Genomic DNA, 23,736 nt, shown 5'->3' with positions numbered 1-23,736 from the left:
GTGACGCACGTGGCCCGAGGGGCTGGTCAGCTCTCCCAGTCGACGGTGACGACGATCTTTCCGTGGGTGTGGCCCTCCTGGCTGAGCCGCTGGGCGTCCGCGGTCTTCTCGAGCGGGAAGCTGCGGGCCACGCGGACCTCGATGACCTCCTCCTCGGCGAGCTCGCTCAGCCGGTACAGGTCCGCGGTGTTGGGTCGTACGAAGACATAGCGCCCGCCGAGCGTGGTCACCGCCGGATCGGCGATGGAGGCGAGCCGGCCGCCCGGGGCCAGGAGCTCCGGGGAGAGCGCGAGCGTGTCGCCGCCGATCATGTCGAAGACGGCCTGGACTCCCTCGGGCGCCAGGGCCCGTACCCGCTCGACGAGCCCCTCGCCGTACGCCACCGGCTCCACGCCGAGGTCGCGCAGATGTTCGTGCGACGGTTCACTGGCGGTGCCGATCACGCGGGCGCCGAAGTGGTGGGCGAGCTGTACGGCCATGGACCCGACACCGCCGGCCGCGGCGTGCACGAGGATCGTGTCACCCTGCCCGACACCCAGTGCCTGTGTGAGCACCTGGTACGCCGTGAGTCCGGCCAGCGGCAGCCCGGCGGCCTCCTCGAAGCTCAGGTTGCGGGGCTTGCGGGCGAGCGCGCGGACCGGGGCCGCGACGTACTCGGCGAAGGTGCCGCGGCAGAGGAAGTCCTCGCGGACATAGCCCATGACCTCGTCCCCGACGGCGAACTCGGGCACCGCCAGCCCGGGCTGGACGACGACCCCGGAGACGTCCCAGCCGGGGATCACCGGGAAGACGGTGTCGAAGAGCCCGTCCAGGAGACCCTCGCGGGACTTCCAGTCGACCGGGTTGACGGCCGCTGCCCGCACCTTGACCAGAACATGGTCGGGGCCGACCTTCGGCTCCGGGAGTTCGCCGTACTCCAGGACCTCGGGACCGCCGTAGCGGCGGTAGCTGATCGCCTTCATGCTCCGACCCTCCGGCGCGCCAGGGGCTCGCGCAAGCCGGACGGGCCGCTCCGGGGGGAAGCCTTATGGGAGACCTTTACCGCGGCACGCCACCGAAACCGGGAGGAAACAGCTATTCCGGACTAGCCTGAGCGAGGTCGGAAAACACGCCGAACACCCCGAAGGTGAGCGTCATGACCGTTCTCCACCAGGAGCACTCCACCCACGAGCACACCCACGGACCGGCCTGCGGGCACACCGAGATCGTGCACGGCGACCACATCGACTACGCGCACGACGGTCATCTGCACCGCTCGCACCAAGGGCACTGGGACGAGTGCGAGCCGGGCGGGCATGTCACCCACGGCGAGCACACCCACCAGCACGGCAACGGCTGCGGGCACACCGCGGTGCGCCACGGGAACCACCTCGACTACGTCCACGACGGCCACCGCCACGCCGCCCACGACGGGCACTGGGACGACCACTGACCGCGCTTCCCCCAGGAAGCGGTCGACCGGCAGTCCGACCTCGTCGGTTCGACCACTCTCCTGGGGGAGCCACGGTGCCTGCCACCGATCCGTACACCGTCCAGCTCGCGCCGACCGTGCACGCGTATGTGCAGCCCGACGGCGGCTGGTGCCTGAACAAGCCGGATTCGTCGGTGACGGGGTGTCCACGCTCCTCGTCGACACCGCCGCCACCGAGCGGCGCGCCCGGCTGCAGGCCTCGTCCCCAGCCCCTGCCCCCGCTACCAGCGCGGCACCGGTGGGGTGCGCCACGACGGGTCCGCGCGGCGCATCGCCGCCGCGTCGTCGCGTTCGCGCATCGTGCCGTCGTCCTCCAGCCACCGCCGGTGCAGCACGGCCAGCCGTTCCCGGTCGAGCTCGACGCCGAGGCCCGGCGCGTCGGAGACGGTCAGCCGTCCGTGCTCGAAGGTGTGGCGGGCGGTGATGACGTCCTCCGTCTGCCAGGGGTAGTGGCTGTCGCAGGCGTGGTGCAGATCCGGGACGGTCGCCGCGACATGCGTCATCGCGGCGAGGCTGATCCCCAGATGCGTGTTGGAGTGCATCGAGAGGCCGACACCGTACGTCCGGCAGATCGCGGCCAGTTCACGCGTCCTGCGCAGTCCGCCCCAGTAGTGGTGGTCGGAGAGCACGATCTGCACGGCGCCACGTGCGAAGGCGTCCGGGATCTCGGGGAAGGTCGTCACGCACATGTTGGTCGCCAGCGGCACATCGGTGCCCGCCGCGACCTCGGCCATGCGGTCGGTGCCGCTCGCCGGGTCCTCCAGGTACTCGAGGACGTCCTTGAGCTGTTCGGCGACGTACAGGGACGTCTCCACCGACCAGGCACCGTTGGGGTCGAGGCGCAGCGGCCGGCCTGGGAAGGCCTCGGCGAGCGCCCGGACCGCCGCGATCTCCGCGTCGGGCTCGAAGACGCCGCCCTTGAGCTTGAAGGACGTGAAGCCGTGCTCGCGCTCGAAGCGGCGGGCCTGGGCGACGACACCCGCGGGGTCGAGCGCGGCGCCCCAGTCGTCCGCCTCGCCGCCCGCCGGGTGGGCGGCGAGGCGGTAGAAGAGGTACGCGCTGTACTCGACGGAGTCGCGGACCTTGCCGCCCAGCAGGGCGTGCACGGGCAGCCCGAGCGTCTTGCCGAGCGCGTCCAGGCAGGCGACCTCGAAACCGGAGACGACCGAGAGCCGGAGCTTGTCGGCGGTCTGGACGCCGCGCAGTCCGCCCGCGTCGACGCTGTCGTCGGCGGCCCGTGAATCGCCGCACACCGTCTCCGCGAGGCCGAAGAGCCCGTTCAGATCCGTGACCGAGTGGCCGGGCAGCGCATCGGCGAGGGGGCGGGCGAGGTCGAGGTACTTCCCGTCGCCGTACGTTTCGCCCACGCCCGTCACGCCGTCTCGGGTCACGACCTCCACAATGAGACGCGGGGTGTAGGGCTGGTGGACGCCCTGGGTGTTGAGCAACGGCGGATCGGCCATGAGGATCGGGGTGAGCCGGACCGTGTCGATGAGCAGCGCGGTATTCATACGTGAACTCTATTCAGGGATACGACCCACGGCCAGAGCATGGAGCAGGCTTTCGGGTCACGCTCTGGACGACATACCGACTGGTCGGTCATCATGGTCGGGATTCGCCAGCCGCCCAGGAGGTGCCCCCGATGAGCTCAGTCCACCCGCCAGGCCTCGACCCCGAGCAGCTGCGCGGCTTCCTCGACCGCGAGCGGCCGGGCCTGGTGAGCGGACCGCTCAGCGCCCGGCTGATCCAGGGCGGCCGGTCCAACCTCACGTACACCGTCACCGACGGCACGGGCCGCTGGGTGGTCCGCAGGCCCCCGCTCGGGCATGTCCTCGCCACCGCCCACGACATGAAGCGCGAGCACCGCGTCATCGAAGCGCTGCACCCGACGGCCGTCCCGGTACCGCAGCCGCTGCTGCTGTGCGAGGACGAGTCGGTGCTCGGTGCGCCCTTCTACGTGATGGAGTTCGTCGAGGGCACCCCGTACCGCACGGCCGAAGAACTCGCCCCGCTCGGCCCCGAGCGCACCCGCAACGCCGTCCTCGGCCTCGTCGACACGCTCGTCGAGCTGCACGCCGTGGACCCCGGGTCCGTGGGCCTGGGCGACTTCGGCCGGCCCGAGGGCTTCCTCGACCGGCAGCTGCGCCGCTGGGGCAAGCAGCTCGCAGCCTCCCGGGGCCGCGAGCTCGTGGGCATCGACGAGCTGCACGCGACCCTCGGCCGCGCACTGCCGGAGTCACCGGCACCCGCCGTCATCCACGGCGACTACCGCCTCGACAACGTCCTGATCGGCGACGACGACCGGATCAAGGCCGTCCTCGACTGGGAGATGTCCACGCTCGGCGACCCGCTCACCGACCTCGGGCTGCTCGTGATGTACAGCCAGAAGCTGGAGGTCCCCGACTCCCCGGTCAGCACGACGGCCGGGGCCGCCGGCCACCCGGACCCGGAGGAGCTGATCGAGCGCTACGCCGCGCGCTCCGGCCGCGACACCTCCGCCATCTCGTGGTACACGGCGTTCGCCTGGTTCAAGCTCGCCGTGATCCTGGAGGGCATCCACTACCGCTACACACTCGGACAGACCGTCGGCGCCGGCTTCGACCGCATCGGCGAACTCGTCCCCGTCTTCATCGAGCACGGCCTCACCACCCTGCAGGAAGGCTGATCACACCCATGGACTTCGGATTCGACGCACGCACCGAGGAGCTGCGGGACAGGCTCCTCGCCTTCATGGACGAGTACGTGTACCCGGCCGAGGCGGTCGCCCACGAGCAGCACGCCCGGCTCGCCTCCCCGTGGGACACCCCGGCGGTGATCGAGGACCTCAAGGCCGAGGCCCGCAGGCAGGGCCTGTGGAACCTCTTCCTCCCCGACGCGGAGTACGGGGCCGGGCTGACCAATCTCCAGTACGCGCCGCTCGCCGAGATCACCGGCCGCTCCCCGCATCTGGCGCCCACCGCGCTGAACTGTGCGGCGCCGGACACCGGCAACATGGAGGTGCTCGCCCTCTTCGGTTCCGACGAGCAGAAGAAGCGGTGGCTGGAGCCGCTGCTGGCCGGTGAGATCCGCTCCGCCTTCGCGATGACCGAGCCCGAGGTGGCCTCTTCCGACGCGACCAATATCGAGACGCGGATCGAGAGGGACGGCGATGAGTACGTCATCAACGGCCGCAAGTGGTACATCTCCGGGGCGATGAACCCGAACTGCGGGATCTTCATCGTCATGGGCAAGACCGACCCGGACGGCCCGGACATCCGCCGTCAGCAGTCGATGATCCTCGTCCCGCGCGACACGCCCGGACTCGAGGTCCGCCGCGCGATGCAGGTGTACGGCTTCGAGGACCATCTGCACGGCGGCCACGCCGAGGTCGTCTTCGACGACGTCCGCGTACCGGCGTCGAACCTGATCGGCGAGGAGGGCGGCGGCTTCGCGATCGCCCAGGCGCGCCTCGGCCCGGGCCGGATCCACCACTGCATGCGGCTGATCGGCATGGCCGAGCGGGCCATCGAGCTGATGTGCCGCCGGGCCGTGTCGCGTACCGCCTTCGGCAAGCCGATCGCCCAGCAGGGCGTGGTGCAGGCCTGGATCGCGGACGCCCGGGTCGCCGTCGAGCAGCTGCGGCTGCTGGTGCTGAAGACCGCGTGGCTGATGGACACGGTCGGCAACCGCGGCGCACACACCGAGATCCAGGCCATCAAGATCGCCACCCCGCGCGCGGTGGTGGACATCCTCGACAAGGCGGTGCAGGTGCACGGCGCCGGCGGCGTCAGCCAGGACTTCCCGCTGGCCGAACTGTGGGCGGCGGCGCGGACGCTGAAGCTGGCCGACGGCCCCGACGAGGTGCACCAGCGGTCGCTGGCACGGCAGGAGCTGAAGAAGTACCTGTAGCCGGGGCCAGGGTCCGTCTTTCCGGATCTTGCCGGATCGGGGACCCGGCAGGATCCGGAGGACAGGCCTGACTAAGGGCGCAGAGCGCGCAGCAGCAGGTCGGCGAGGTGATCGGCGACCTGCTGCGGCGTGAGCGGCCCGTCCGGGCGGTACCAGGTCGAGAGATGGTGGACCGAGCCGAAGTGGTAGTCCACGACCAGGTCCGCGGGGGTGGCGTCGGAGAACACCCCGCTGCGCTGCCCCTCCTCGATGAGCGCCCGGAAGCGCTCGTGATAGCGCCTGCGCTCGGCACGGACCTGCTTGTTCTTCTCGGGGCTGAGGTGGTGCATGGACCGGAAGAAGATCGCGGCGTCGTCGAGGTTCTCGATGGTGGTCACGACGACGTCGGCGGCCGCGTCCCGCAGCCGCTCCTCGACCGGGGCGTCCGCCTCGGCGAAGGCGTCGAGACGCTCCTGCTGCAGTCGCAGCACACGGGAGTAGACCTCCTGGAGGAGGTCCTCCTTGGAGCCGAAGTAGTGGTACAGCGCGCCTTTGGTGACGCCCGCCGCCTCGACGATCTCCTGGACAGACGTGCGGTCGTAACCCTGCTCGGCGAAGAGCCGGGTGGCGGCGGCCAGCAGCCTCTGGGGGACGGGAGTGCCGTTCCCGTCCGTCGTCCTGGCCATTGCCGCCACCCGCCTTTCTCTCGGAACGTGTTCTTGGAGCAGTCGCGTCATGCCCGGGAACGCAGTTCCCGCCTGAGGATCTTCCCACTTGTCGTCTTGGGGAGCTCCTCCAGGACCTCGACCTGCCGTGGGTACTTGTACGCGGCCAGCCGCTCCTTGCAGTACGCGGCCGGCTCATCCGGGTCCACGGAGGCGCCCGGACGGAGGCTGACGTACGCCTTCACGGTCTCGCCGCGGTACTCGTCGGGGACGCCGGCGACGGCCGCCTCCCGGACCGCCGGGTGGGTGTGGAGGACGTCCTCCACCTCACGCGGCCAGACCTTGAAGCCGGACGCGTTGATCATGTCCTTCTTGCGGTCGACGACGTACAGCCGGCCGTCGGCGTCCATGAAGCCGATGTCGCCGGTGCGCAGCTCCCCTTCGGGGAAGCCGGCCGCGGTGACGCCGGGCAGTTCCAGTAGCCCAGCGCGAGCTGCGGCCCGCGGGCGGCTGTCTCGCCCTGCTCGCCGAAGGGCACGTCCTCGCCGTTGTCGTCGATGATGCGGACGACCGTGTCGGGGCCGGGGAGGCCTACGGAGAGGGTGCCGGAGGCCGGGTCGACCGGGGCCTCCTTCTCGGGCGGAACGGAGGCGCACGGCGCGGTGCACTCGGTGAGTCCGTGCAGGCGAGCGCGGTCTGCTCCGGGGCCCGCGCGACCGCGGCACGGAAGGAGTGGACGACGGTCGCCGGCGGGGAGACGGGCGCGCGCTGGACGTTCGTGAGCTGGGCGAGCCAGGGCATGGCGGCGTAGATCGACTGCGGCCACGTCACCGGCGCGCCCCTTCCCATTTCTGCTGGATGTGGTTCATCCCGTCGAGCCAGCGGCCGGTGTCGGTGGCGCGGGCCTGGTAGTACCCGGCGACCTCGCGGTGCGGCAGGATCAGGAAGCGGTCGGCCTCCATGCCCTCGAAGAGGGCGTCGGCGACGTCCTCGGGCTCGATGGCGGTGGGCCCGAGCACGAGTTCGCCGGCCGAACCGGCGGCGGTGAGCATGTCCGTACGGACGCCCTGCGGGCAGATGGCGTGGACCTTGAGGCCGCGGTGACGGTACGTCAGCGACAACCACTCGGCGAAGGCGACGGCCCCGTGCTTGGTGACGCTGTACGGCGCGGCGCCGATCATGGTGAGCAGTCCGGCGGCGGAGACCGTGGAGACGAAGCGGCCGCTGCCGCGCTCCAGCCAGTCGGGGAGCAGGGCCCGCACGGCACGGACGTGGGCCATGAGGTTGACGTCCCAGGCGGCCGCCCAGACGTCCTCGTCGGCGAACGCGTCGCCGGGTGAGGCGAGACCGGCGTTGGCGCAGTAGATGTCGACGGTGCCGTCGAGCGCCTCGCGGGCCTCGGCCACGACGGCGGAGGCGTCGCCGGGGACGGGGGTGGCGCCGATCTCGTCGGCGATCGCCTTGGTCCTGCCGGGGTCGATGTCGTTGACGACGACCCGTGCGCCCTCGGCGACGAACCGGCGGGCGAGCGAGGCCCCGATGCCTCCGCCCGCTCCCGTGACCACCACATGCGCGCCCTGCACCGTACTCATGGGACCTGCCTCTCCGTCGTGGCTCACTCCAGACGGCAGACTAACCAGTCGGTATGTTCCTGCGGAAGGGGCCGGCGCGAACCCACGGAGGGGCCGGCGCGAACCGTCACGTCCGGCTCGTTCCGCGCGGCCCGGACGCACGCTAGCGTGCGTGCCCATGACAGATGTAGCGATCACGGAGGTGGTGCGATGAGCCTGTCCAGACGGGGTCTGCTCGCGGCAGGAGGCTCGGTCGGCGCCCTGGCGGCCGTGGCCTCACCGGCCGCGGCACGGGACGGCCGGAGCCGGGTCCGCACCGGATTCGAGCGGCTCGCCGCCGACGGATACGGGCTGCTCGCCGGGCAACGGGTCGGTGTCGTCACCAACCCGACGGGGATCACCCGCGACACCAGCCACATCGTGGACGTCATGCACGCCGACGACCGGGTGAACCTGATGGCCGTCTTCGGCCCCGAGCACGGCTTCCGGGGCACCGCCCAGGCAGGCGGCTCCGAGGGGCGCTACGACGACCCGGCGACCGGGCTGCCCGTCTACGACACGTATCTGAAGAGCGGGCAGCCGCTCGCGGACATCTTCACCGCGTCCGGCGTCGAGACGATCGTGTTCGACATCCAGGACGCGGGCGCCCGCTTCTACACGTACATCTGGACGATGTACGACTGCATGGTGGCCGCCGCGCTCGCGGGGAAGCGCTTCGTCGTGCTCGACCGGCCGAACCCGGCCACGGGGCGGGCGGCGCTCGGCCCGGTCCTGGACCGGGCGTTCGCGACCTTCGTCGGCCGCGAGCCCATCGCACAGGCCCACGGCATGTCGGTCGCCGAGCTGGCCGGGCTGTTCAACGGCGAGTTCCTGGCGCAGCCGGTGGAGCTGGAGACCGTCCGGATGTCGGGGTGGCGCCGCCACGACTTCTACGACACGACCGGGCTGCCCTGGGTGCCCCCGAGCCCGAACATGCCGACGCCCGACACGGCTCTCGTCTACTCCGGGACCTGCCTGTTCGAGGGCACGAACCTGTCGGAGGGGCGCGGGACGACCCGCCCGTTCGAGCTGCTCGGCGCGGAGGGCGTCGACCGCGCATGGGCGGAGGCGGCGAACGCGCTGGAGCTGCCCGGTGTGCGGTTCCGCGAGGCGTACTTCGCCCCGACCTTCTCCAAGTTCCAGGGGAAGACGGTCGGCGGCGTCCAGGTGCACGTCCACGACCGGGAGGAGTACGACCCGGTGCGCACCGGGATCGGCCTGCTGGTGACGGCGAAGCACAGCTGGAGCGGCTTCGCGTGGCGGCCGGACAACTGGATCGACAAGCTGACCGGGTCGACGCGGGTGCGCACGCTGATCGACGCGGGGGCGGGGACGGACGAGGTCGTCGGGGCCTGGCAGCAGGACCTCGCGGCTTTCCGGGCCGTGCGGAAGGGGTACTTGCTGTACCGCTGAGCAGGGTGGACCGGAGCACGACCGGGCGGACCACGACGGGCCGGGGGCGCGCCCAGGGCGGACCGGTGCGGGCGACCCCCTGCAGCGGCAAGGCCCGGCGCTCGGACCGCCCCCTGGCCCGATCGTGCCCCGGTCACCCCGTGACCAGCACCCGAAAGGGATACAAATGGCTTATGCGCGGATTTCTGGGTCGAGTCAGGCGTGCATTGCCCGGCTCACCCATGCGCCACCGTGAAACCGGTCGCCCTCGTCGTCCGGGACATGGCCGTCGAGGGCCCCAGGAGCACGACCGCCCCCGTCGGGAAAGGCCATGGCGGCTGCTGCGGCGCGTACGTTCGCTGCTGGGCGTGCACAGCCTCGCCGGCCAGGTGTTCCTCCTGGAACTCCCGGTCGTGGTGCTGCTCGTCGGCGCCGCGCTGGCGGCTCTCGTGGTGCAGGCTCGGCACGCCGGTCTGACGGATGCCCGTAACCGAACGCTTGCCGCGGCCGAGACGTTCGCGCACTCCCCCGGGGTCCTGCCGGCATTGCACGGCCCCGACCCGACGGGGGTGCTGCAGCCGGGCGCCGAGGCGGCCCGGAAGGCGGCAGGCGTCGACGCCATCATCGTCTACAGGCTGGACGGGATCACCCTCACCCACAGCGACCCGAGTCAGATCGGGAAGCACGTCATCGGCCCCTACGCGGAGGCGGCGGCCGGCAGGGCCTTCACCAGAACCTTCCAAGGGGCACTGGGTCCTTCCGTCGTCTCGGCGGTGCCCGTGAAGGGCGCCGACGGCTCGGTCGTCGCCGTCGTCTCCTCCCCCGTCACGATCGGGAACGTGGAGCACCGGGTGAACCGGCAGCTGCCGCTCCTGTTCGGGGGCGCGGCCGCGGCTCTGGCCCTCGCCGCAGGTGGGGCGGGACTCGTGAGCCGCCGGTTGCTGCGGCAGACCCATGGCCTGGGCCCGGCCGAGATGACCCGGATGTACGAGCACCATGACGCGGTCCTCCAGGCGGTGCGGGAGGGCGTGCTGATCGTCGGAAGCGACGGCCGGCTGCTGCTGGCCAATGACGAGGCCCGGCGGCTGCTGAACGTGCCGGTGGACGCGGAGCGTCGCCGGATCACCGATCTGGGGCTGGAGGCGGACCTTGCCGAGCTGCTGGCCTCCGATCGTCCGGTCACCGACGAGGTACACCTGGCGGCCGACCGGCTGCTGGCGGTCAGCAAGCGGCTCACCGCCTCCCACGGGCCGGCGAGCTGCGTGGTGACGCTGCGGGACACCACCGAGCTGCACGCGCTCTCCGGGAGGGCCGAGACGGCCCACGAACGCCTGAAGCTGCTCCACGACGCCGGGGGACGGGTCGGGACCACGCTGGATGTCATGCGCACCGCCGAGGAGCTCGCGGAGGTGGCGGTCCCCCGATTCGCGGACGTCGTGACCGTCGAGCTCCTGGACCCGGTCCTGCGCGGCGAGGAGCCGTCCGGTACGAGCACCGAGATGCGCAGCACCGCCGTCATCGGCCGGAAGGCGGAGCACTTCCCCCATCCCGTCGGCGAGCTGGTCCGCTTCGTCGCCGCGAACCCCTTCGCCGCGGGGGCGGACAGCGGCAGAGCCGCCCTTGTGGCCGACCTGAGCTCCTCCGACGACTGGCGGGGCCAGGACCTCGAACGTGCCCGGAGAGTCCTCGACCACGGCATCCACTCCCTGATCGTGGTCCCGCTGCGGGCGCGGGGCGTGGTGCTCGGCGCGGCGGACTTCTGGCGGGCGAACGCCTCTCCGGTGTTCGAGGAGGAGGAAGTGTCCTTCGCCGAGGAGCTCGCCGCCCGGGCAGCGGTGTGCATCGACAACGCCCGCCGCTACACCCGCGAGCACACCATGGCCGTCACCCTGCAACGCAGACTGCTGCCCCGCGGGCTGCCCGAGCAGACCGCCCTCGAGGTGGCATACCGCTACCTGCCGGCCCGGGCCGGGGTGGGCGGGGACTGGTTCGATGTCATCCCTCTGTCCGGTGCACGGGTGGCCCTGGTCGTCGGCGATGTGGTCGGCCACGGCCTGCACGCCGCGGCCACCATGGGCCGGCTGCGCACCGCCGTTCACAACTTCTCCGCCCTGGACATGCCGCCGGAGGAGCTGCTGAGCCGGCTGGACGAGCTGGTGACGGCCATCGACGCCGACGAGGCCGCCGCCGGGGCGAACGGACAGGGGATCACCGGGGCCACGTGCCAGTACGCCATCTACGATCCCACCTCCGGGCAGGTGGCAGCCGCCAGCGCCGGCCATCCGGGCCTCGCCGTGATCCACCCCGACAAGACGCCGGCCTTCCCCCGGGTGCCCGTCTCCCCGCCGCTGGGCCTCGGTGCCGGCCTGCCCTTCCAGAGCGCCGAACTGACCGTGCCCGAGGGGTCCCGGCTGGTGCTCTACACCAACGGGCTGATCGAGGACCGCGTCCGCGGCCCCGACGCCGGGCTGGAGGCCCTGCGTGGTGCCCTGGCCGGGCCCGACCGCACCCCGGAGGCCACCTGTACCTCGGTGATCGAGGCCATGCAGCCCACCCAGCCCAGGGACGACATCGCGCTCCTGGTGGCGCGCACGCGCCGGCTGGACGGCGCGCAGGTCGCCGAGTGGGACGTGCCCTGCGACCCGGCGGCAGTGTCCCCGGCTCGTACCGCCTGCGTCCGCCGGCTGGAGGACTGGGGCCTGGGACAGATCGCCTTCACCGCCGAGCTCATCCTCAGTGAGCTGATCACCAACGCCATCCGCTACGGCACCGAGCCCATCACCGTCCGGTTGCTCCGCGACCGCACCCTGATCTGCGAGGTCTCGGACGGCAGCAGCAGCTCGCCCCGCCTGCGCCGGGCCAAGGTCACCGACGAGGGCGGCCGCGGGCTCTTCCTGGTCGCCCAGCTCGCCGAGCGCTGGGGCACGCGCCACACGCCCACCGGCAAGGTCATCTGGACCGAACAGTCGCTCCGCAACGGCGCAACCCCGGCGGCGGACGGCCTCGGCGAAATGCTGCTCGGCCAGTGGGACGACACGGAGTTGTGAGGGTGATCGTGCCGTGTCGCCGCACGGCCGGCCGTCAGGAACGGCTCACGGGCCCGGCCCCGGCCTCAGGCCGGTGGTCACGGCGGACAGGACACCGTTGCCGGCCTCGCCGGCCGCCGAATGTGTCGAGGTGGCCGAGTACCCTGGCCTCGATGGCCGCTTCGCCGACCCGGTGGACCAGGGAGGCACAACGAAGGGCGACAGGCGGCCGGTCGGTCGGCCGGAGGGAGTCGTCGTGACTGCGCCTCGTGCCCGGACAGCGGCCGTCTCCGGTTGCCTCGCCGTCGTGGCGCTGGTCATGGCCGCATGCGGCGGCACAGCGACCGAGACCTCCCGGAAGCCGTCGCTGGCCACCTCCGCCGAGGAGGCGGGCGGCATGGCCTCGCTGGTCGCCGCGGCGAAAAAGGAGGGCGTGCTCCGCGCGATCGCGATTCCGAGCGGCTGGGCCAACTACGGCGGCCTGATGGACGGCTTCGAGAAGAAGTACGGGATCGAAGTGACGGTCGACGATCCGGAGGGCCACAGCCAGGACGAGATCGACGCCATGAAGAAGCGGCGAGGGCGGGCCGACGCCCCCGACGTGCTCGACCTGGGGGATGCCTTCGCGCGGTCGGCGGCTCGGCAGAACCTGCTCGCGCCGTACAGAGTCGCCGCGTTCGACTCGATCCCGAGCAGCCAGAAGGACCCTGAGGCCCGCTGGTACAACAACTACGGTGGCTACATCTCCATCGGCTGCGATGCCAAGCTCGTCGAGACCTGTCCCCATACCTTCTCCGACCTGCTGAAACCCCAGTACCAGGGCATGGTTTCGCTGTACGGCAACCCCACCCGGTCCGGCACCGGCCTCGCCGGCGTGTACGCGGCCGCCCTGGCGGACAACGGGTCGTTCGACGACATCCAGCCCGGTATCGACTTCTTCGGCAAGCTCAGGAAGGCGGGCAACTTCAACCCCGTCGAGTCGACCGCGACCGCGGTGGAGAACCGTCGGACGCCCATCAGCATCGACTGGGACTACTCCAACCTCGCCTACGCCGACCGGTTCCGCGGCAAGGGCCTGGACTGGCGGGTCTCGATCCCCTTCGACGGCAGCTTCGCCCAGTACTTCGCGCTGGCGATCAACAAGGACGCCCCGCACCCGGCGGCTGCCCGCCTGTGGCAGGAGTACCTGTTCAGCACCGAGGGCCAGAACCTCCGGCTCCTCGGATACGCCCGCCCGGTGCTGATGGACGTCATGAGGGAGGAAGGCACCCTCGACGAAGTGGCCGCCGCACAGCTGCCGACGGTTGAGGGGACGCCGCGATTTCCCACCGATGCGCAGTGGGACAGGGCGAGGGAGACGGTCGCCCGGGGCTGGGCGAAGGCGGTCGCGGACTGACGCACCGCACACGCGACGGGTCTGGCCGTTTGTCCTCGGCCGCGGGATGCTGGGCGGGCAGCGGTCCGCGCTGGGAGTCCACCCGGGACGAAGTCCCAGGGGGAGGAGGGACGCGCCCGTGAACGAGATGAGCGTGCAGCCGTACCGGGAGATCACCTTCGACGCGGACGGCGATGTGAACGCCGCTCAGCGGGAGGCCCTCGGGCGGCTGGAGGTGACGGATCTGGTGATGTTCGCCCATGGGTGGAACAACTCCCGTTCGTTGGCCACCCGTTTCTACGCGCGCTTCTTCGCACCCTTCCCCGGGCTGCTCCCACCTGGGACACGGGTGGGCTACACGGGGGTGGTGTGGCCCTCGATGATGTTCACGGACGAGCCGATACCGGACTTCGGCGCGCTCGCCGGGGTCTTCCCGGGGCGGGAGCCCGTACTGGGGCGGCTGGCGACGCTGCTCGGGGAGGAACCGGAGTCGCGAGCGGCGTTCGCCGAATTCGGGTCGCTCGTACGGGAGTTGGTGGAGGTACCCGAGGAGGGCCTCGTCGGGGACATGGCCGGGGTCGCGGCCGGGGAGGGCGTTCCGGCGTTCCTGCAGGAGGACCCGGTCGAGGTCTGCCGGCTGTTCACGGAGGCGCTCGGCGGGACAGAGCCGTCGCTCGCGATCGGCGGCGGGCTCAAGAACCTGTGGAAGGGCGCCAAGGAGGTGCTGCGACAGGCCACCTACTACACCATGAAGCGCCGCGCGGGAACGGTCGGCGAGCGGGGCCTCGGACCGGTGCTCGGGCGGCTGGCCCGTTCCTCCCCCGGCCTGCGGGTGCACCTCGTCGGGCACAGCATGGGTGCCAGGCTCGTCGCCTTCGCACTGCGCGGGCTGCCGGACGGTGCGCGGCCGGTGAAGTCGGTGACGCTGCTCCAAGGGGCGTTCTCGCACTACGCGTTCGCACCGTCGCTGCCGCATGCGAAGGGCAGTGCAGGGGCGCTCCGGGACATGCAGCAGCGTGTCGACGGGCCCGTGGTCGCCTGCTACTCACAACATGACACCGCGCTCGGCGTGATCTATCCGCTGGCTTCCCGCATGGCAGGGGACTCGTCGACCGTGGTCGGGCTGGACCAGCGCTGGTGGGCGGTCGGGCACGACGGCATCCAGGCGGTCGCGGGCACGCGGCAGCTGACGCTGGACGCGGCCCTGCGGGACGGGTTGCCCTCGAGCGGCTGCGTCAATGTCGACGCGGCCTCGGTGGTGCGGCGCGGCGGTCCCCCGTCCGGGGCGCACAGCGACATCCTGCACCCGGAGCTGGCGAGGGTGGTGCTGGCGGCAGGGCGGGTGGGGCGCTGACCCTTCCGCCCGCGGCTCCGCCCCGACCCCTGTTCGCCCTGCGGGCGCGGCCTTCGGGAAGGCCCGGTGCCGTGCGGCGGGCCCGCGGGTCCGGCGGTTCGAGTCGTCCGGTGGGGGGTCCGGTGCGTCGTCGCACGGATGCCCCTCGGAGTGGCGGGTGCGGCGGAGGTTACTGCCGGACGACTCATCGGGAAGATGAACAACCGTCACTTTCTCCGACACACCGCCCCACTGCCCCACCGCACCCCGGACGCACCCATCGACTTCTGTACGGATGTTCGATGGAGCCCGATCGGGTACTCGTACGTCCATTCCTCGACGCGGAAGTACGAGCGACGAGTACGAGCGACGGAGGTGGCAGTGCGATGGCCGGTTTCCGGAGTCTTGCGAGACAGGTGCGCGACCCGCGAAGTGATCTGGCGCTGCGGCGTTACTCATTGCGCAAGTGCCTGGAGAGGTTCGCCCCGTACGGGCACCGGGCGACCTGGAACCATCTGTGCGCCAGGCACGGCATCGAGCCCGACGACCGGGCGCCCGATCCGGCGCGGCTGGTGGCCGCGCTCGACGAACTGGAACAGGCGCGGGCCGTATGGCTCGCGTACGAGAGGAAGTTCGCGGAACGCCGCAGGCGCGAGAAGCACGACGGGCTGCGGCGGCCGGGAGCGTTCGACGACTGGCACCGGCGGACCTGGGGCGGCAACGGCGTCGCACGCTGCGACGACCCGTCAGTGCATCCGACGTCCCCGCTGGCAGACGTGCTGCGGCGGCTGATCGCCGCGCTGGGCGCGGAACCCGGGGCCGTCTGCCCCGTGTGTGCGGGCAGCCGGATCGTGTGGCGGCAGGACCTGGAGCACGAGCCGTGGTGCGGTCCCGTGTGCACGGGGTGCGGGGTCGTCGTGCCCCAGCCGGTGCTGACGGACGAGGCCCTGAGGGCCGCCAGGCGCATGCGGGGCAGGGAACTGGCCTCGGTGGCCTGACACCCCCGGCGGGGCCGGGGACGCCGCGTTGTCAGTGGTGCCTGGCACCATCGGGGCCATGATTCAGGTCTGCCTCAACGGGGCCCGCGGCGCGGGGGATTCGGCCGCGGTGCCCATGTCACCGGCCGCGCTGGCCGAGTCGGCCGCAGCCGCGGTCGCCGCCGGTGCGGCAGAGGTGCATGTGCACCCGAAGACGCCGTGCGGGAGCGACTCGCTGTCGCCGCGCGTGGTCGCTCCCGTGCTCATGGCGATACGGGCCGCGGTGGACGTTCCGGTCGGGGTGACGACCGGCGCGTGGGCCGAGCCCGATCCGGTGCGCCGTGCCGAGCGCATCCGCTCCTGGACGGTGCTGCCCGACCACGCCTCCGTCAACTGGCACGAGGAGGGCGCGGAGCAGGCCGCTGCGGCGCTGCTGGAGCGCGGTGTGGGCGTGGAGGCGGGCCTCTGGTCCGGGACGGACGGCCTTGAGCGGTTCCTGCGCTCGCCGTTCGCGCCCCGGGTGCTGCGGGTGCTCGCCGAGGTGACGGACCCGGACCCGATGAGCGCCGAGGACTCGGCCCGTGCGCTGCTGGACGGGCTGGGCGCACGGCCCGGCCTTCCGGTGCTGCTGCACGGCGAGGACGGCGGGGCCTGGCCGGTGTTGCGGCTGGCGCGGCGGTTGGGGCTGGACACGCGGATCGGCCTGGAGGACGTGCTGGCCCTGCCCGACGGGCGGCCCGCGTCATCCAATGCCGAGCTCGTCGGGGCGGCGGCGACGGTACCAGAGCGGATATCGGGTGGCCCACCGGAATTCCGTGCGGCCACAGTTGACGCGATGAGAACCGCACCCGAGGAGCCCTGACATGTCGACGCTGCGCGTCACCGCCGAACTGCTGACGATCCATGAGCATCCGAACGCCGACGCCCTGGAGCTGGCCCAGGTGGGCCTCTACCGCGCGGTCGTCGCCAAGGGCGCTTACCGCAGCGGTGACATCGCCGTCTACATCCCCGAGCAGGCCGTGCTGCCGACGGGGCTGATCGAGGAGCTCGGGCTGACCGGGCGGCTTGCCGGGAAGGCGTCCGACCGGGTCAAGGCGGTGCGGCTGCGCGGTGAGCTGTCGCAGGGCATCGTGTGCCGGCCGAAGGCGCTCGCGGAGACCGACCTGGAGCGGGCCGTGGCCGACGGTACGGACTTCGCCGAGCTGCTCGGCATCACGAAGTGGTCGCCCCCGATCCCGCCGACGATGAGCGGTGACGTGGAGTCGGCACCCGACCTGCTCCCCTGGGTCGACGTCGAGAACCTGCAGCGCTATCCGGACATCTTCGAGCCCGGTGAGCCCGTCGTGCTGACCGAGAAGCTGCACGGCACTGCCTGTCTGGTCACGTACGTGGCCGAGGACGTGGGAATCCCTCCCGTGCCCGCAGGGCCACGGGGGAGGGTGCTGGTGTCGTCGAAGGGGTTCGGCGCGAAGGGCCTCGCCCTCAAGGAGGACCCGCGCAATCTCTACTGGCGCGCGGTGCACGGCCACGGTGTGGCGGAGGCCGCGGCGCGTCTCGCCGGCAAGCTGGGGGCGAGCCGGGTCGGCATCTTCGGCGAGGTGTACGGCGCAGGGGTGCAGGACCTGTCGTACGGCGCGAACGCCCGCTCGACGGAACTCGGGTTCGCGGTGTTCGACGTGTCGGCCGAGATCGACGGCCAGATCCGCTGGCTGGACGCGGCGCAGCTGCTCGAGGGCGAACTGCCGCTGGTGCCACGGCTGTACGAGGGACCGTATGTGCTGGAGAAGGTCCTGGAGTTCGCGAGCGGCCGCGAGACGGTCTCGGGCAGGGATCTGCATCTGCGCGAGGGTGTCGTGATCCGCCCGGTCACCGAGCGGTACAGCCCGGCGGTGGGCGGCCGGGCGATAGCCAAGTCGGTCAGCCCGGCGTATCTGACCCGCAAGGGCGGCACCGAGTACGAGTGACCGCTCGGCGCACGGTGGCCCGTCACGGGGGTGCGGGCCACCGGCACCACGGCCGGGGGCACGGACCGGGTGCCGGGCGGCCCGTCACGGGGGTGCGGGCCGCCCGGCGCCCTGGACAGCCCGGCCCACACTCGGCGCAATCCGCCGTGCGGCCGGGCCGCTGCGCCGAGACTCAGCGCGTGAAGCCAACACGTGAACCGTCCCTGATGTGGGCCATGATGGCGCTCACCATGACGACAGGGATGGTCGAGGCGGTCAGCTTTCTCGCACTGGGCCCGGTCTTCACGGCTGTCCAGACAGGCAACATGCTGTTGATGTCCTTCGCACTCGCCGGCGTCGGTGGCCTGTCCGTGTCTGCGTGTGCTGCCTCGCTGGTGGGGTTCACCGTGGGGGCTGTGCTGTCCGCGCGCTTCGAGTCGCACGCACAGGTGCACGGCCGCCGCTGGTTCATGCACGCCCTGTACGTCGAGGCCGCGCTGCTGGCAGTCGCCGCACTGGTGGCGTGGGGGATCGAGCGGGGCGGTGAGCCGCTCACCGGCCGGCACCACCTGGTGTCCGCACTGGTGGCGATGGCCATGGGGGTCCGCAATGTCACCACCCTGCGGGCGAAGGTGGTGGGCATGCCCACCACGGTCACCACCCGGGCGTTCACCGCTCTCATCGGCGGTTCCCCCCTCGCGCTCGACACCCGGATCGCACCTGGTGCGCGGAACGAGGCCCGGCGTGCGGGCTCGGTGACGGCCATGTTCACGGGCGGTCTGCTGGGGGCGTGGATGATCCACGACGACCGGCTCGCCCCGCCGGTGGTCCTGCTGGTCATCGCCGCCTATGTGCTGGCCGTCGCGCTCGGTTTCGCCTTCGCGCCGCGCGAGGCCACCCCGGAGCCCGGCTGATCGGGCCCGCCGAGGCGTCAGGCCCCGTCCTCCGGCGCGCGCCGGCGTTCCGGGAGCAGCCGCGAGCCCGCCATGCGCTCACCGAAAACATCGTCCGGGTTGGACAGGACACAGGTCTCCAGGGACAGACAGCCGCAGCCGATGCAGTCGGTGAGATGGTCGCGCAGCCGCCCGAGCTGCTGGATGCGGGCGTCGAGCTCCGCGCGCCACGTCTGTGAGAGCCGCGCCCAGTCCTCGCGGTTCGGCGTGCGCCCCTCGGGGAGTTCGGCCAGCGCGTCCCGGATCGTGGCGAGCGGGATGCCGACCCGCTGGGCCGCCCGGACGAAGGCGACCCGGCGTAGCGCGTCCCGGCCGTAGCGGCGCTGGTTGCCCGCGGTCCTGCGGCTGCTGATCAGCCCCTTGGACTCGTAGAAGTGCAGGGCGGAAACGGCCGCTCCGCTGCGCGCGGAGAGCTGGCCGACGGTGAGTTCGTGGATCTTCCCGGGAATCTGCGGCACTCGCCGGAGCCTACGTGACGGGCGCTGCGCCACCGTTGACAGAACCCTTCCCCCCGACCATGCTAAGCAGTCGCTTAGACAACGAGCAGGGACCGGGCGAGAGGCAGGGAACAGGGATGGCCGAGCCGAGGATCTTCACATCCGCCGAGGAGCTGACCGCCGGGGTCGGCGAGCAACTGGGGTACAGCGACTGGCTGGAGATCGACCAGAAGCGGATCGACCTCTTCGCCGACGCCACCGGCGACCACCAGTGGATCCATGTGGACCCCGAGCGCGCCGCGGCCGGGCCCTTCGGGAAGACGATCGCGCACGGCTATCTCACGCTGTCGCTGCTGCCGACCCTCGTCCCCCGGATCATGCGGGTCGAGGGCATGAAGATGGGCATCAACTACGGGACCAACAAGGTCCGTTTCCCCTCCCCCGTGCCCGTCGGCTCACGGCTGCGCGCGACCGCCGTCCTCAAGAGCGTCGAGGAGTCGGGCGGCGGTGTGCAGGTGACGGCCGTCGTCACCGTGGAGCGCGAGGGCGGCGACAAGCCGGTGTGCGTCGCCGAGTCCGTCTCCCGCTACTTCTTCTGAGCGCCCGCTCCCACCATCCGCAGGACGAGGTCGGCGTAGAGCGCGCCGACCTCGTCCGGCGTCCGGCGCCCGTGCACGTTGAACCAGCGGGCGACATCGATGCAGAGGGACAGCACGGCGACGGTCGTGCCGGGGACGTCCGGGACGTCGAACTCCCCCGCCGCCACACCCTCGTTGAGGATCCGCCGCACCGCGGCGTCGGACTTGCGGCGCAGCTCGACGATCTCGTCCCGGTGCTCGTCGCCGAGCGCGTCGAGCTCGTACTGCACGACGCGCGCGGTCATATGGTGTCCCGCGTGCCAGCGGACGAAGGAGCGCACGGCGGCGGCGAGCCGCTCGGCCGCCGTTCCCTCGGCGTCCGCAGCTCCCTCCAGGATCTCCAGCGCCCGGTCGTGGCCGATGCGGCTGATCCGGTGGAGCAGCTCTTCCTTGGTCTTGTAGTGGATGTAGAGCGCGGCCGGGCTCATTCCGGCGCGGCCGGCGATGTCGCGCGTCGTGGTGGCGTGGTAGCCGCGCTCCGCGAAGGCCTCGACGGCGGCGACGAGCAGCCTCCTGGCCGCCTCCGGGGTGACCTCGCCCCACGGCACGTCCTCGGCGCCGGCCGTTTTCTCCGCCGTACTCATCGCTCGCCCCTTCCATCCAGCAGGACGAACACCATACCTCGAACCTGAGCAAGCGCTTAGTGCATGGTCACAGCTTCTGGAACGGGCCGTGCTCGGCGAGGAGCTTCTCCAGCCGTGCCTGGTCGACGCGGCTCACGATCTGCCCGGCCTCCTGTCTGTCCCGCACCACCTTGGCCAGGGTGAACGCCGAGGTCGTGAGGTAGAGGACCGCGATGCCGAGGAAGGCGCGCACCCAGGCGTCGGCGTCCAGATTCACGATCCCGACGGCGACAGCCGCGAGCGCGACCGCGAAGGAGGCGACGGCCTGGCCGTAGTACGCCGCCGTGTTCTGCTGCTTGACCGGTGTCTCACTCATGCCGCGAGGATGCGCGGAAGGTGCCGGGGCCCGCATCCGCTCCCGTACTCAGCCGCGTACTCAGAACGCCGAGACGCCGGTCAGCGCACGGCCGATGATGAGCTTCTGGATCTGGCTGGTGCCCTCGTACAGGGTCATCACCCGTGCGTCACGCAGGAGTTTGCCGACCGGGTACTCGTCGATGTAGCCGTAGCCGCCGAAGACCTGCAGCGCGTTGTTCGCGGCACGCACGGCGGCCTCGGAGGCGAAGAGCTTCGCCTGGGACGCGGCGGTGGCGAAGTCCTCGCCGCGGTCTATGAGATCGGCGACCCGCCAGGTCAGCAGGCGCGCGGCGTCCACGTCCACGGCGATGTCGCTGATCAGTTCCTGCACCAGCTGGTACGAGGCGATCGGCTTGCCGAACTGCTCGCGCTCGCCCGCGTAGCCGACGGCGGCGTCCAGCGCCGCCTGAGCGATGCCGACGCAGCCCGCGGCCACCGACATCCGCCCCTTGGCGAGCGCGGACATGGCGATCGAGAACCCCTTGCCCTCCGGCCCGAGCATCGCGTCCGCCGGCACCCGGACGTCCTCCAGGACGAGCTCGGCGGTCGCCTGGCCTCGCAGGCCGAGCTTGCCGTGGATGGTGCGCCGGGTCAGCCCGGGCGTGTCGGTGGGGACGAGGAAGGCCGAGACGCCGCGGTGCCCGGGCGTGTCGCCGGTACGGGCGAAGAGCAGTACGACATCGGCCCAGGTGCCGTTGGTGATGAACATCTTGCTGCCGTTGACGACGTACGCATCCCCGTCCCGTACGGCCCTGGTGGCGAGGTTGCCCGCGTCGGAGCCGGTACCCGGTTCCGTCAGCCCGAAGCAGCCGAGGGCCTCACCCGCGGTGAGACGCGGCAGCCAGTGCCGCTTCTGCGGCTCATTCCCCCAGGCGGCGATGGTCTTGGTGACCAGGCCGAGGGACACGGACACGATGCCCCTGACCGATGAGTCGCCGCGCCCGAGCTCCTCCGTGACCAGGCAGTACGCGAGGTGGTCGCCGCCCGAGCCGCCGTACTCCTCGTCGACGGTGAGCCCGAGGAAGCCGACGGAGCCCAGCTTCTTCACGATCGACCTGTCGACATTCTCGGACCGGTCCCAGTCGACGACATGCGGGGCGATCTCACGGTCGACGAAGTCGCGGGCGAGGCGGCGGACGGCCTTCTGCTCCTCGCCGAGCTCCAGGTTCACCACTGGACATCCCGCCTTTAACTATCACTGCTAGTTTCTGGTTGGCAGGGCCTACTATGTGCCGCATGGCCCGACCGCGCAAGCCCCTCCTGAGCAGAGACCGCATCGTCGGGACAGCGGGCGCGCTCGTGGACGCGGAGGGCCTCGACGCGGTCTCCACCCGCCGCCTCGCCGCCGAACTGGGCGTCAGCGGCCCGTCCCTCTACAACCACTTCCGCAACAAGGACGAGATCCTGGACGCGGTCGCCGACGCGGTCAGCGCCAAGGTCGATCTGTCGATGTTCGACGAGACCGACGGACGCGACTGGCGCACCGCGCTGCACGACTGGGCCGTCTCCTACCGGGCGGCCCTCACGGACCACCCCAACATCGTCCCGGTCCTCGCCCACGGCCCGGGCCGCCGCCCGGCCGGGCTGAAGGTCGCCGACGCCGTCTTCGGCGCGATGGTGCGGGCCGGCTGGCCGCCCGTCCAGGCCACGTACATCGGCGCCCTCATGCGGTACTTCATCACCGGCTCCGCGCTCGGCTCCTTCGCACGCGGCTTCGTGAACGACGAGACCGCGTACGACCCGGCCGACTACCCTCACCTCGGCCAGGCCCATCTGCTCGCCGGTCGTCAGGAGCAGGTGGACGAGGGCGCGTTCGAGACGGGGCTGCGGGCGCTGCTGGACGGGCTGGCGGTGCAGTACGAGGCGGGGGTACGGGTGGCGTGGGCGAAGAGGGGCTCCACGGGCGGCTCGTAGCGGCCGTACGGGCGGGAGACGCCGATGCGGTGCGGGCCCTGCTCGAGGAGGGCGCCGATCGGGACGCGCTCGACACGGACGGCCTCCCGGTGCCGTGCACCGCCGTTGCGGCGTACGTGGACCCGGTCGCCGAGCCCCTGATGGCGGGCGGCGCGGACCCGGACCGGCCGCTGCCCGACGGGACCACACCACTGCTGCGAGCCGTCGATCCCGGCTCCCCGGCGCTCTTCACCACCGTGCTGGGCACCGAACCGCGGCTGCGGCTGCGGGAGCCCGCACGGGAACGGCTCCTCGACCCGGCCCGGAGCTGGTAGGAGACGGGCGCGGCCGAAGAGCTGCGGCGCCGGACCGGGGCGACGGGCCCCGCCGAGACGGTCCGGGACGACGTTTCGGCGTCCACCGAACAGTGAGTGCGCCACCCTGGAGGCATGGCTTCCAGGAATGTCGCCGCCCTCGCGGCGCTGCTCGCCGACGAGACCCGCGCCGCCTTCTGCCTCGCCCTGCTCGACGGGCGGGCCTGGACGGCCGGTGAGCTCGCGCGTCATGCGGGGGTGGCGCCGTCGACCGCCAGTGAGCATCTGGGCAAGCTCGTCGCGGGCGGGCTGATGACCGAGGAGCGGCAGGGCAGACACCGGTACGTACGGCTCGCCGGCGAGCCGGCCGCGCGTCTCGTGGAAGTCCTCGCCGCGCACGCCGCCCTGTCCGACGAGCCGCCGCGCGGCCTTCGGGCGGCGAGCACACGCAGTGCGATGGCCCGGGGCCGGACGTGTTACGACCATCTCGCGGGGCGGCTCGGCATCGCGATCACGGATGCCATGGAGGCCCGCGGCCTGTTGCGCCAGGACACCGGATTCGCGCTGACCGACGCAGGCCTCGGCTGGTTCGTGGAGGCCGGGATGCCGCTGCCCACGGGCGGCCGCCGCCCGCTCGCCCGCTCCTGCCTGGACTGGACGGAGCGCCGGCCCCACCTGGCCGGGGTCGCGGGCGCCCGGCTGTGCCGGCACGCGCTGGACTCCGGCTGGTGCGTACGCATCGGCTCCGAGCGCGCGGTGAAGGTCACCGCCGACGGTGAGCGGGCCCTCGGCGCGCTGCTCGGCATCGATGCGGCGGCGCTGCGATGAGACATGTTCCGGTGGGCACCGAAGAGTCGGCAAC

General features: G+C 71.8%; 24 protein-coding genes and 1 pseudogene. 16 read left to right on the top strand and 9 right to left on the bottom strand.

Features of this window, described 5'->3' with window-relative positions:
- Nucleotides 1-26: 26 nt before the first annotated feature.
- Entirely contained in the window at nucleotides 27-962 is a 936-nt protein-coding gene (locus ABT078_RS04840) for an NADP-dependent oxidoreductase (protein ID WP_351223847.1), read from the bottom strand.
- 173 nt (nucleotides 963-1,135) lie between these two features.
- Between ABT078_RS04840 and ABT078_RS04835 the strand changes: the two genes are divergently transcribed.
- Nucleotides 1,136-1,432 (top strand): hypothetical protein, encoded by a 297-nt coding sequence (locus ABT078_RS04835; protein WP_351223845.1) that lies wholly within the window; start codon nucleotides 1,136-1,138, stop codon nucleotides 1,430-1,432.
- Between the two features lie 260 nt (nucleotides 1,433-1,692).
- Here the strand turns inward: ABT078_RS04835 and ABT078_RS04830 are convergent, their stop codons facing one another.
- The gene (locus ABT078_RS04830) at nucleotides 1,693-2,982 is read right to left on the bottom strand and encodes a glucarate dehydratase family protein (protein ID WP_351223843.1); all 1,290 of its coding nucleotides are present in this window, start codon (nucleotides 2,980-2,982) and stop codon (nucleotides 1,693-1,695) included.
- Between the two features lie 131 nt (nucleotides 2,983-3,113).
- Here ABT078_RS04830 and ABT078_RS04825 point away from each other — a divergent pair, with 131 nt between their 5' ends.
- Nucleotides 3,114-4,136 carry a phosphotransferase family protein gene (locus tag ABT078_RS04825; protein ID WP_351223841.1) on the top strand — a complete coding sequence of 341 codons (1,023 nt, stop codon included), beginning with the start codon at nucleotides 3,114-3,116 and terminating at the stop codon, nucleotides 4,134-4,136.
- An 8-nt stretch (nucleotides 4,137-4,144) separates the two neighbouring features.
- On the top strand, nucleotides 4,145-5,359 hold the full coding sequence (locus ABT078_RS04820) for an acyl-CoA dehydrogenase family protein (protein WP_351223839.1): 1,215 nt from the start codon (nucleotides 4,145-4,147) through the stop codon (nucleotides 5,357-5,359).
- A gap of 71 nt (nucleotides 5,360-5,430) precedes the next feature.
- On the opposite strand, the gene ABT078_RS04815 is transcribed toward ABT078_RS04820, so the two are convergent.
- Both ABT078_RS04815 and ABT078_RS04810 read right to left on the bottom strand, forming a co-directional pair.
- Nucleotides 5,431-6,024 carry a TetR/AcrR family transcriptional regulator gene (locus ABT078_RS04815; RefSeq protein ID WP_351223837.1) on the bottom strand — a complete coding sequence of 198 codons (594 nt, stop codon included), beginning with the start codon at nucleotides 6,022-6,024 and terminating at the stop codon, nucleotides 5,431-5,433.
- 47 nt (nucleotides 6,025-6,071) lie between these two features.
- A pseudogene (locus ABT078_RS04810) lies at nucleotides 6,072-6,724 on the bottom strand (AMP-binding enzyme); the annotation flags it as partial.
- Here ABT078_RS04810 and ABT078_RS04805 point away from each other — a divergent pair.
- On the top strand, nucleotides 6,683-6,814 hold the full coding sequence (locus ABT078_RS04805; RefSeq protein WP_351224428.1) for a hypothetical protein: 132 nt from the start codon (nucleotides 6,683-6,685) through the stop codon (nucleotides 6,812-6,814). The pseudogene ABT078_RS04810 and the gene ABT078_RS04805 sit on opposite strands and share 42 nt — an antisense overlap.
- A gap of 16 nt (nucleotides 6,815-6,830) precedes the next feature.
- Here the strand turns inward: ABT078_RS04805 and ABT078_RS04800 are convergent, their stop codons facing one another.
- A complete protein-coding gene (locus ABT078_RS04800; protein ID WP_351223835.1) occupies nucleotides 6,831-7,595 on the bottom strand; it encodes an SDR family oxidoreductase in 765 nt (254 codons plus the stop codon).
- Nucleotides 7,596-7,784: 189 nt separating this feature from the next.
- Between ABT078_RS04800 and ABT078_RS04795 the strand changes: the two genes are divergently transcribed.
- From ABT078_RS04795 to ABT078_RS04760, 8 genes are all read left to right on the top strand, one after another.
- Entirely contained in the window at nucleotides 7,785-9,026 is a 1,242-nt protein-coding gene (locus ABT078_RS04795; protein ID WP_351223833.1) for an exo-beta-N-acetylmuramidase NamZ family protein, read from the top strand.
- Nucleotides 9,027-9,247: 221 nt separating this feature from the next.
- Nucleotides 9,248-12,052 (top strand): SpoIIE family protein phosphatase, encoded by a 2,805-nt coding sequence (locus tag ABT078_RS04790; RefSeq protein ID WP_502981161.1) that lies wholly within the window; start codon nucleotides 9,248-9,250, stop codon nucleotides 12,050-12,052.
- A 235-nt stretch (nucleotides 12,053-12,287) separates the two neighbouring features.
- Complete coding sequence (locus ABT078_RS04785) at nucleotides 12,288-13,427, top strand: ABC transporter substrate-binding protein (protein ID WP_502981160.1); 1,140 nt, start codon at nucleotides 12,288-12,290, stop codon at nucleotides 13,425-13,427.
- Between the two features lie 127 nt (nucleotides 13,428-13,554).
- Complete coding sequence (locus ABT078_RS04780) at nucleotides 13,555-14,760, top strand: alpha/beta fold hydrolase (protein ID WP_351224390.1); 1,206 nt, start codon at nucleotides 13,555-13,557, stop codon at nucleotides 14,758-14,760.
- 365 nt (nucleotides 14,761-15,125) lie between these two features.
- Entirely contained in the window at nucleotides 15,126-15,737 is a 612-nt protein-coding gene (locus ABT078_RS04775) for a hypothetical protein (protein ID WP_351223829.1), read from the top strand.
- A 58-nt stretch (nucleotides 15,738-15,795) separates the two neighbouring features.
- Nucleotides 15,796-16,578, top strand: coding sequence for a 3-keto-5-aminohexanoate cleavage protein (locus ABT078_RS04770; RefSeq protein ID WP_351223827.1), 783 nt, complete (start codon nucleotides 15,796-15,798; stop codon nucleotides 16,576-16,578).
- A 1-nt stretch (nucleotide 16,579) separates the two neighbouring features.
- Complete coding sequence (locus ABT078_RS04765; RefSeq protein ID WP_351223825.1) at nucleotides 16,580-17,680, top strand: RNA ligase (ATP); 1,101 nt, start codon at nucleotides 16,580-16,582, stop codon at nucleotides 17,678-17,680.
- 179 nt (nucleotides 17,681-17,859) lie between these two features.
- Nucleotides 17,860-18,573: a YoaK family protein gene (locus ABT078_RS04760; RefSeq protein ID WP_351223823.1), complete on the top strand. Its 714-nt coding sequence runs from the start codon at nucleotides 17,860-17,862 to the stop codon at nucleotides 18,571-18,573.
- 17 nt (nucleotides 18,574-18,590) lie between these two features.
- Here the strand turns inward: ABT078_RS04760 and soxR are convergent, their stop codons facing one another.
- Complete coding sequence (soxR, locus tag ABT078_RS04755) at nucleotides 18,591-19,070, bottom strand: redox-sensitive transcriptional activator SoxR (protein WP_351223821.1); 480 nt, start codon at nucleotides 19,068-19,070, stop codon at nucleotides 18,591-18,593.
- A 116-nt stretch (nucleotides 19,071-19,186) separates the two neighbouring features.
- Between soxR and ABT078_RS04750 the strand changes: the two genes are divergently transcribed.
- Nucleotides 19,187-19,648, top strand: a complete 462-nt coding sequence (locus ABT078_RS04750; RefSeq protein WP_351223819.1) for a MaoC family dehydratase — start codon at nucleotides 19,187-19,189, stop codon at nucleotides 19,646-19,648.
- On the opposite strand, the gene ABT078_RS04745 is transcribed toward ABT078_RS04750, so the two are convergent.
- The 3 genes from ABT078_RS04745 to ABT078_RS04735 all read right to left on the bottom strand — a co-directional run bounded on the left by ABT078_RS04745 (nucleotide 19,636) and on the right by ABT078_RS04735 (nucleotide 21,838).
- Complete coding sequence (locus ABT078_RS04745) at nucleotides 19,636-20,271, bottom strand: TetR/AcrR family transcriptional regulator (RefSeq protein ID WP_351223817.1); 636 nt, start codon at nucleotides 20,269-20,271, stop codon at nucleotides 19,636-19,638. The two genes, ABT078_RS04750 and ABT078_RS04745, sit on opposite strands and share 13 nt — an antisense overlap.
- Before the next feature lie 67 nt (nucleotides 20,272-20,338).
- Nucleotides 20,339-20,626, bottom strand: a complete 288-nt coding sequence (locus tag ABT078_RS04740; protein ID WP_351223815.1) for a YiaA/YiaB family inner membrane protein — start codon at nucleotides 20,624-20,626, stop codon at nucleotides 20,339-20,341.
- Between the two features lie 60 nt (nucleotides 20,627-20,686).
- Nucleotides 20,687-21,838 (bottom strand): acyl-CoA dehydrogenase family protein, encoded by a 1,152-nt coding sequence (locus tag ABT078_RS04735; protein WP_351224388.1) that lies wholly within the window; start codon nucleotides 21,836-21,838, stop codon nucleotides 20,687-20,689.
- Nucleotides 21,839-21,903: 65 nt separating this feature from the next.
- Here ABT078_RS04735 and ABT078_RS04730 point away from each other — a divergent pair, with 65 nt between their 5' ends.
- The 3 genes from ABT078_RS04730 (at nucleotide 21,904) to ABT078_RS04720 (ending at nucleotide 23,702) form a co-directional block, all read left to right on the top strand.
- Nucleotides 21,904-22,581 (top strand): TetR/AcrR family transcriptional regulator, encoded by a 678-nt coding sequence (locus ABT078_RS04730; protein WP_351223813.1) that lies wholly within the window; start codon nucleotides 21,904-21,906, stop codon nucleotides 22,579-22,581.
- A complete protein-coding gene (locus ABT078_RS04725; protein ID WP_351223811.1) occupies nucleotides 22,548-22,895 on the top strand; it encodes an ankyrin repeat domain-containing protein in 348 nt (115 codons plus the stop codon). Before ABT078_RS04730 ends, ABT078_RS04725 begins: the two co-directional genes overlap by 34 nt.
- A gap of 114 nt (nucleotides 22,896-23,009) precedes the next feature.
- Complete coding sequence (locus tag ABT078_RS04720; RefSeq protein WP_351223809.1) at nucleotides 23,010-23,702, top strand: ArsR/SmtB family transcription factor; 693 nt, start codon at nucleotides 23,010-23,012, stop codon at nucleotides 23,700-23,702.
- Nucleotides 23,703-23,736 lie beyond the last annotated feature (34 nt).

It is taken from the genome of Streptomyces sp. NPDC002133, from assembly GCF_040296405.1.
Lineage (GTDB): Bacteria > Actinomycetota > Actinomycetes > Streptomycetales > Streptomycetaceae > Streptomyces.
Note: the sequence above shows the minus strand (reverse complement) of the source record. Positions and strands in the feature narration are given on the sequence as shown.

Coding starts and splice junctions, on each gene's coding strand:
- ABT078_RS04840 (WP_351223847.1), bottom strand. CDS start 962: ATGAAGGCGATCAGCTACCGCCGCTACGGCGGTCCCGAGGTCCTGGAG.
- ABT078_RS04835 (WP_351223845.1), top strand. CDS start 1,136: ATGACCGTTCTCCACCAGGAGCACTCCACCCACGAGCACACCCACGGA.
- ABT078_RS04830 (WP_351223843.1), bottom strand. CDS start 2,982: ATGAATACCGCGCTGCTCATCGACACGGTCCGGCTCACCCCGATCCTC.
- ABT078_RS04825 (WP_351223841.1), top strand. CDS start 3,114: ATGAGCTCAGTCCACCCGCCAGGCCTCGACCCCGAGCAGCTGCGCGGC.
- ABT078_RS04820 (WP_351223839.1), top strand. CDS start 4,145: ATGGACTTCGGATTCGACGCACGCACCGAGGAGCTGCGGGACAGGCTC.
- ABT078_RS04815 (WP_351223837.1), bottom strand. CDS start 6,024: ATGGCCAGGACGACGGACGGGAACGGCACTCCCGTCCCCCAGAGGCTG.
- ABT078_RS04800 (WP_351223835.1), bottom strand. CDS start 7,595: ATGAGTACGGTGCAGGGCGCGCATGTGGTGGTCACGGGAGCGGGCGGA.
- ABT078_RS04795 (WP_351223833.1), top strand. CDS start 7,785: ATGAGCCTGTCCAGACGGGGTCTGCTCGCGGCAGGAGGCTCGGTCGGC.
- ABT078_RS04790 (WP_502981161.1), top strand. CDS start 9,248: ATGCGCCACCGTGAAACCGGTCGCCCTCGTCGTCCGGGACATGGCCGT.
- ABT078_RS04780 (WP_351224390.1), top strand. CDS start 13,555: ATGAGCGTGCAGCCGTACCGGGAGATCACCTTCGACGCGGACGGCGAT.
- ABT078_RS04775 (WP_351223829.1), top strand. CDS start 15,126: ATGGCCGGTTTCCGGAGTCTTGCGAGACAGGTGCGCGACCCGCGAAGT.
- ABT078_RS04770 (WP_351223827.1), top strand. CDS start 15,796: ATGATTCAGGTCTGCCTCAACGGGGCCCGCGGCGCGGGGGATTCGGCC.
- ABT078_RS04765 (WP_351223825.1), top strand. CDS start 16,580: ATGTCGACGCTGCGCGTCACCGCCGAACTGCTGACGATCCATGAGCAT.
- ABT078_RS04750 (WP_351223819.1), top strand. CDS start 19,187: ATGGCCGAGCCGAGGATCTTCACATCCGCCGAGGAGCTGACCGCCGGG.
- ABT078_RS04745 (WP_351223817.1), bottom strand. CDS start 20,271: ATGAGTACGGCGGAGAAAACGGCCGGCGCCGAGGACGTGCCGTGGGGC.
- ABT078_RS04740 (WP_351223815.1), bottom strand. CDS start 20,626: ATGAGTGAGACACCGGTCAAGCAGCAGAACACGGCGGCGTACTACGGC.
- ABT078_RS04730 (WP_351223813.1), top strand. CDS start 21,904: ATGGCCCGACCGCGCAAGCCCCTCCTGAGCAGAGACCGCATCGTCGGG.
- ABT078_RS04720 (WP_351223809.1), top strand. CDS start 23,010: ATGGCTTCCAGGAATGTCGCCGCCCTCGCGGCGCTGCTCGCCGACGAG.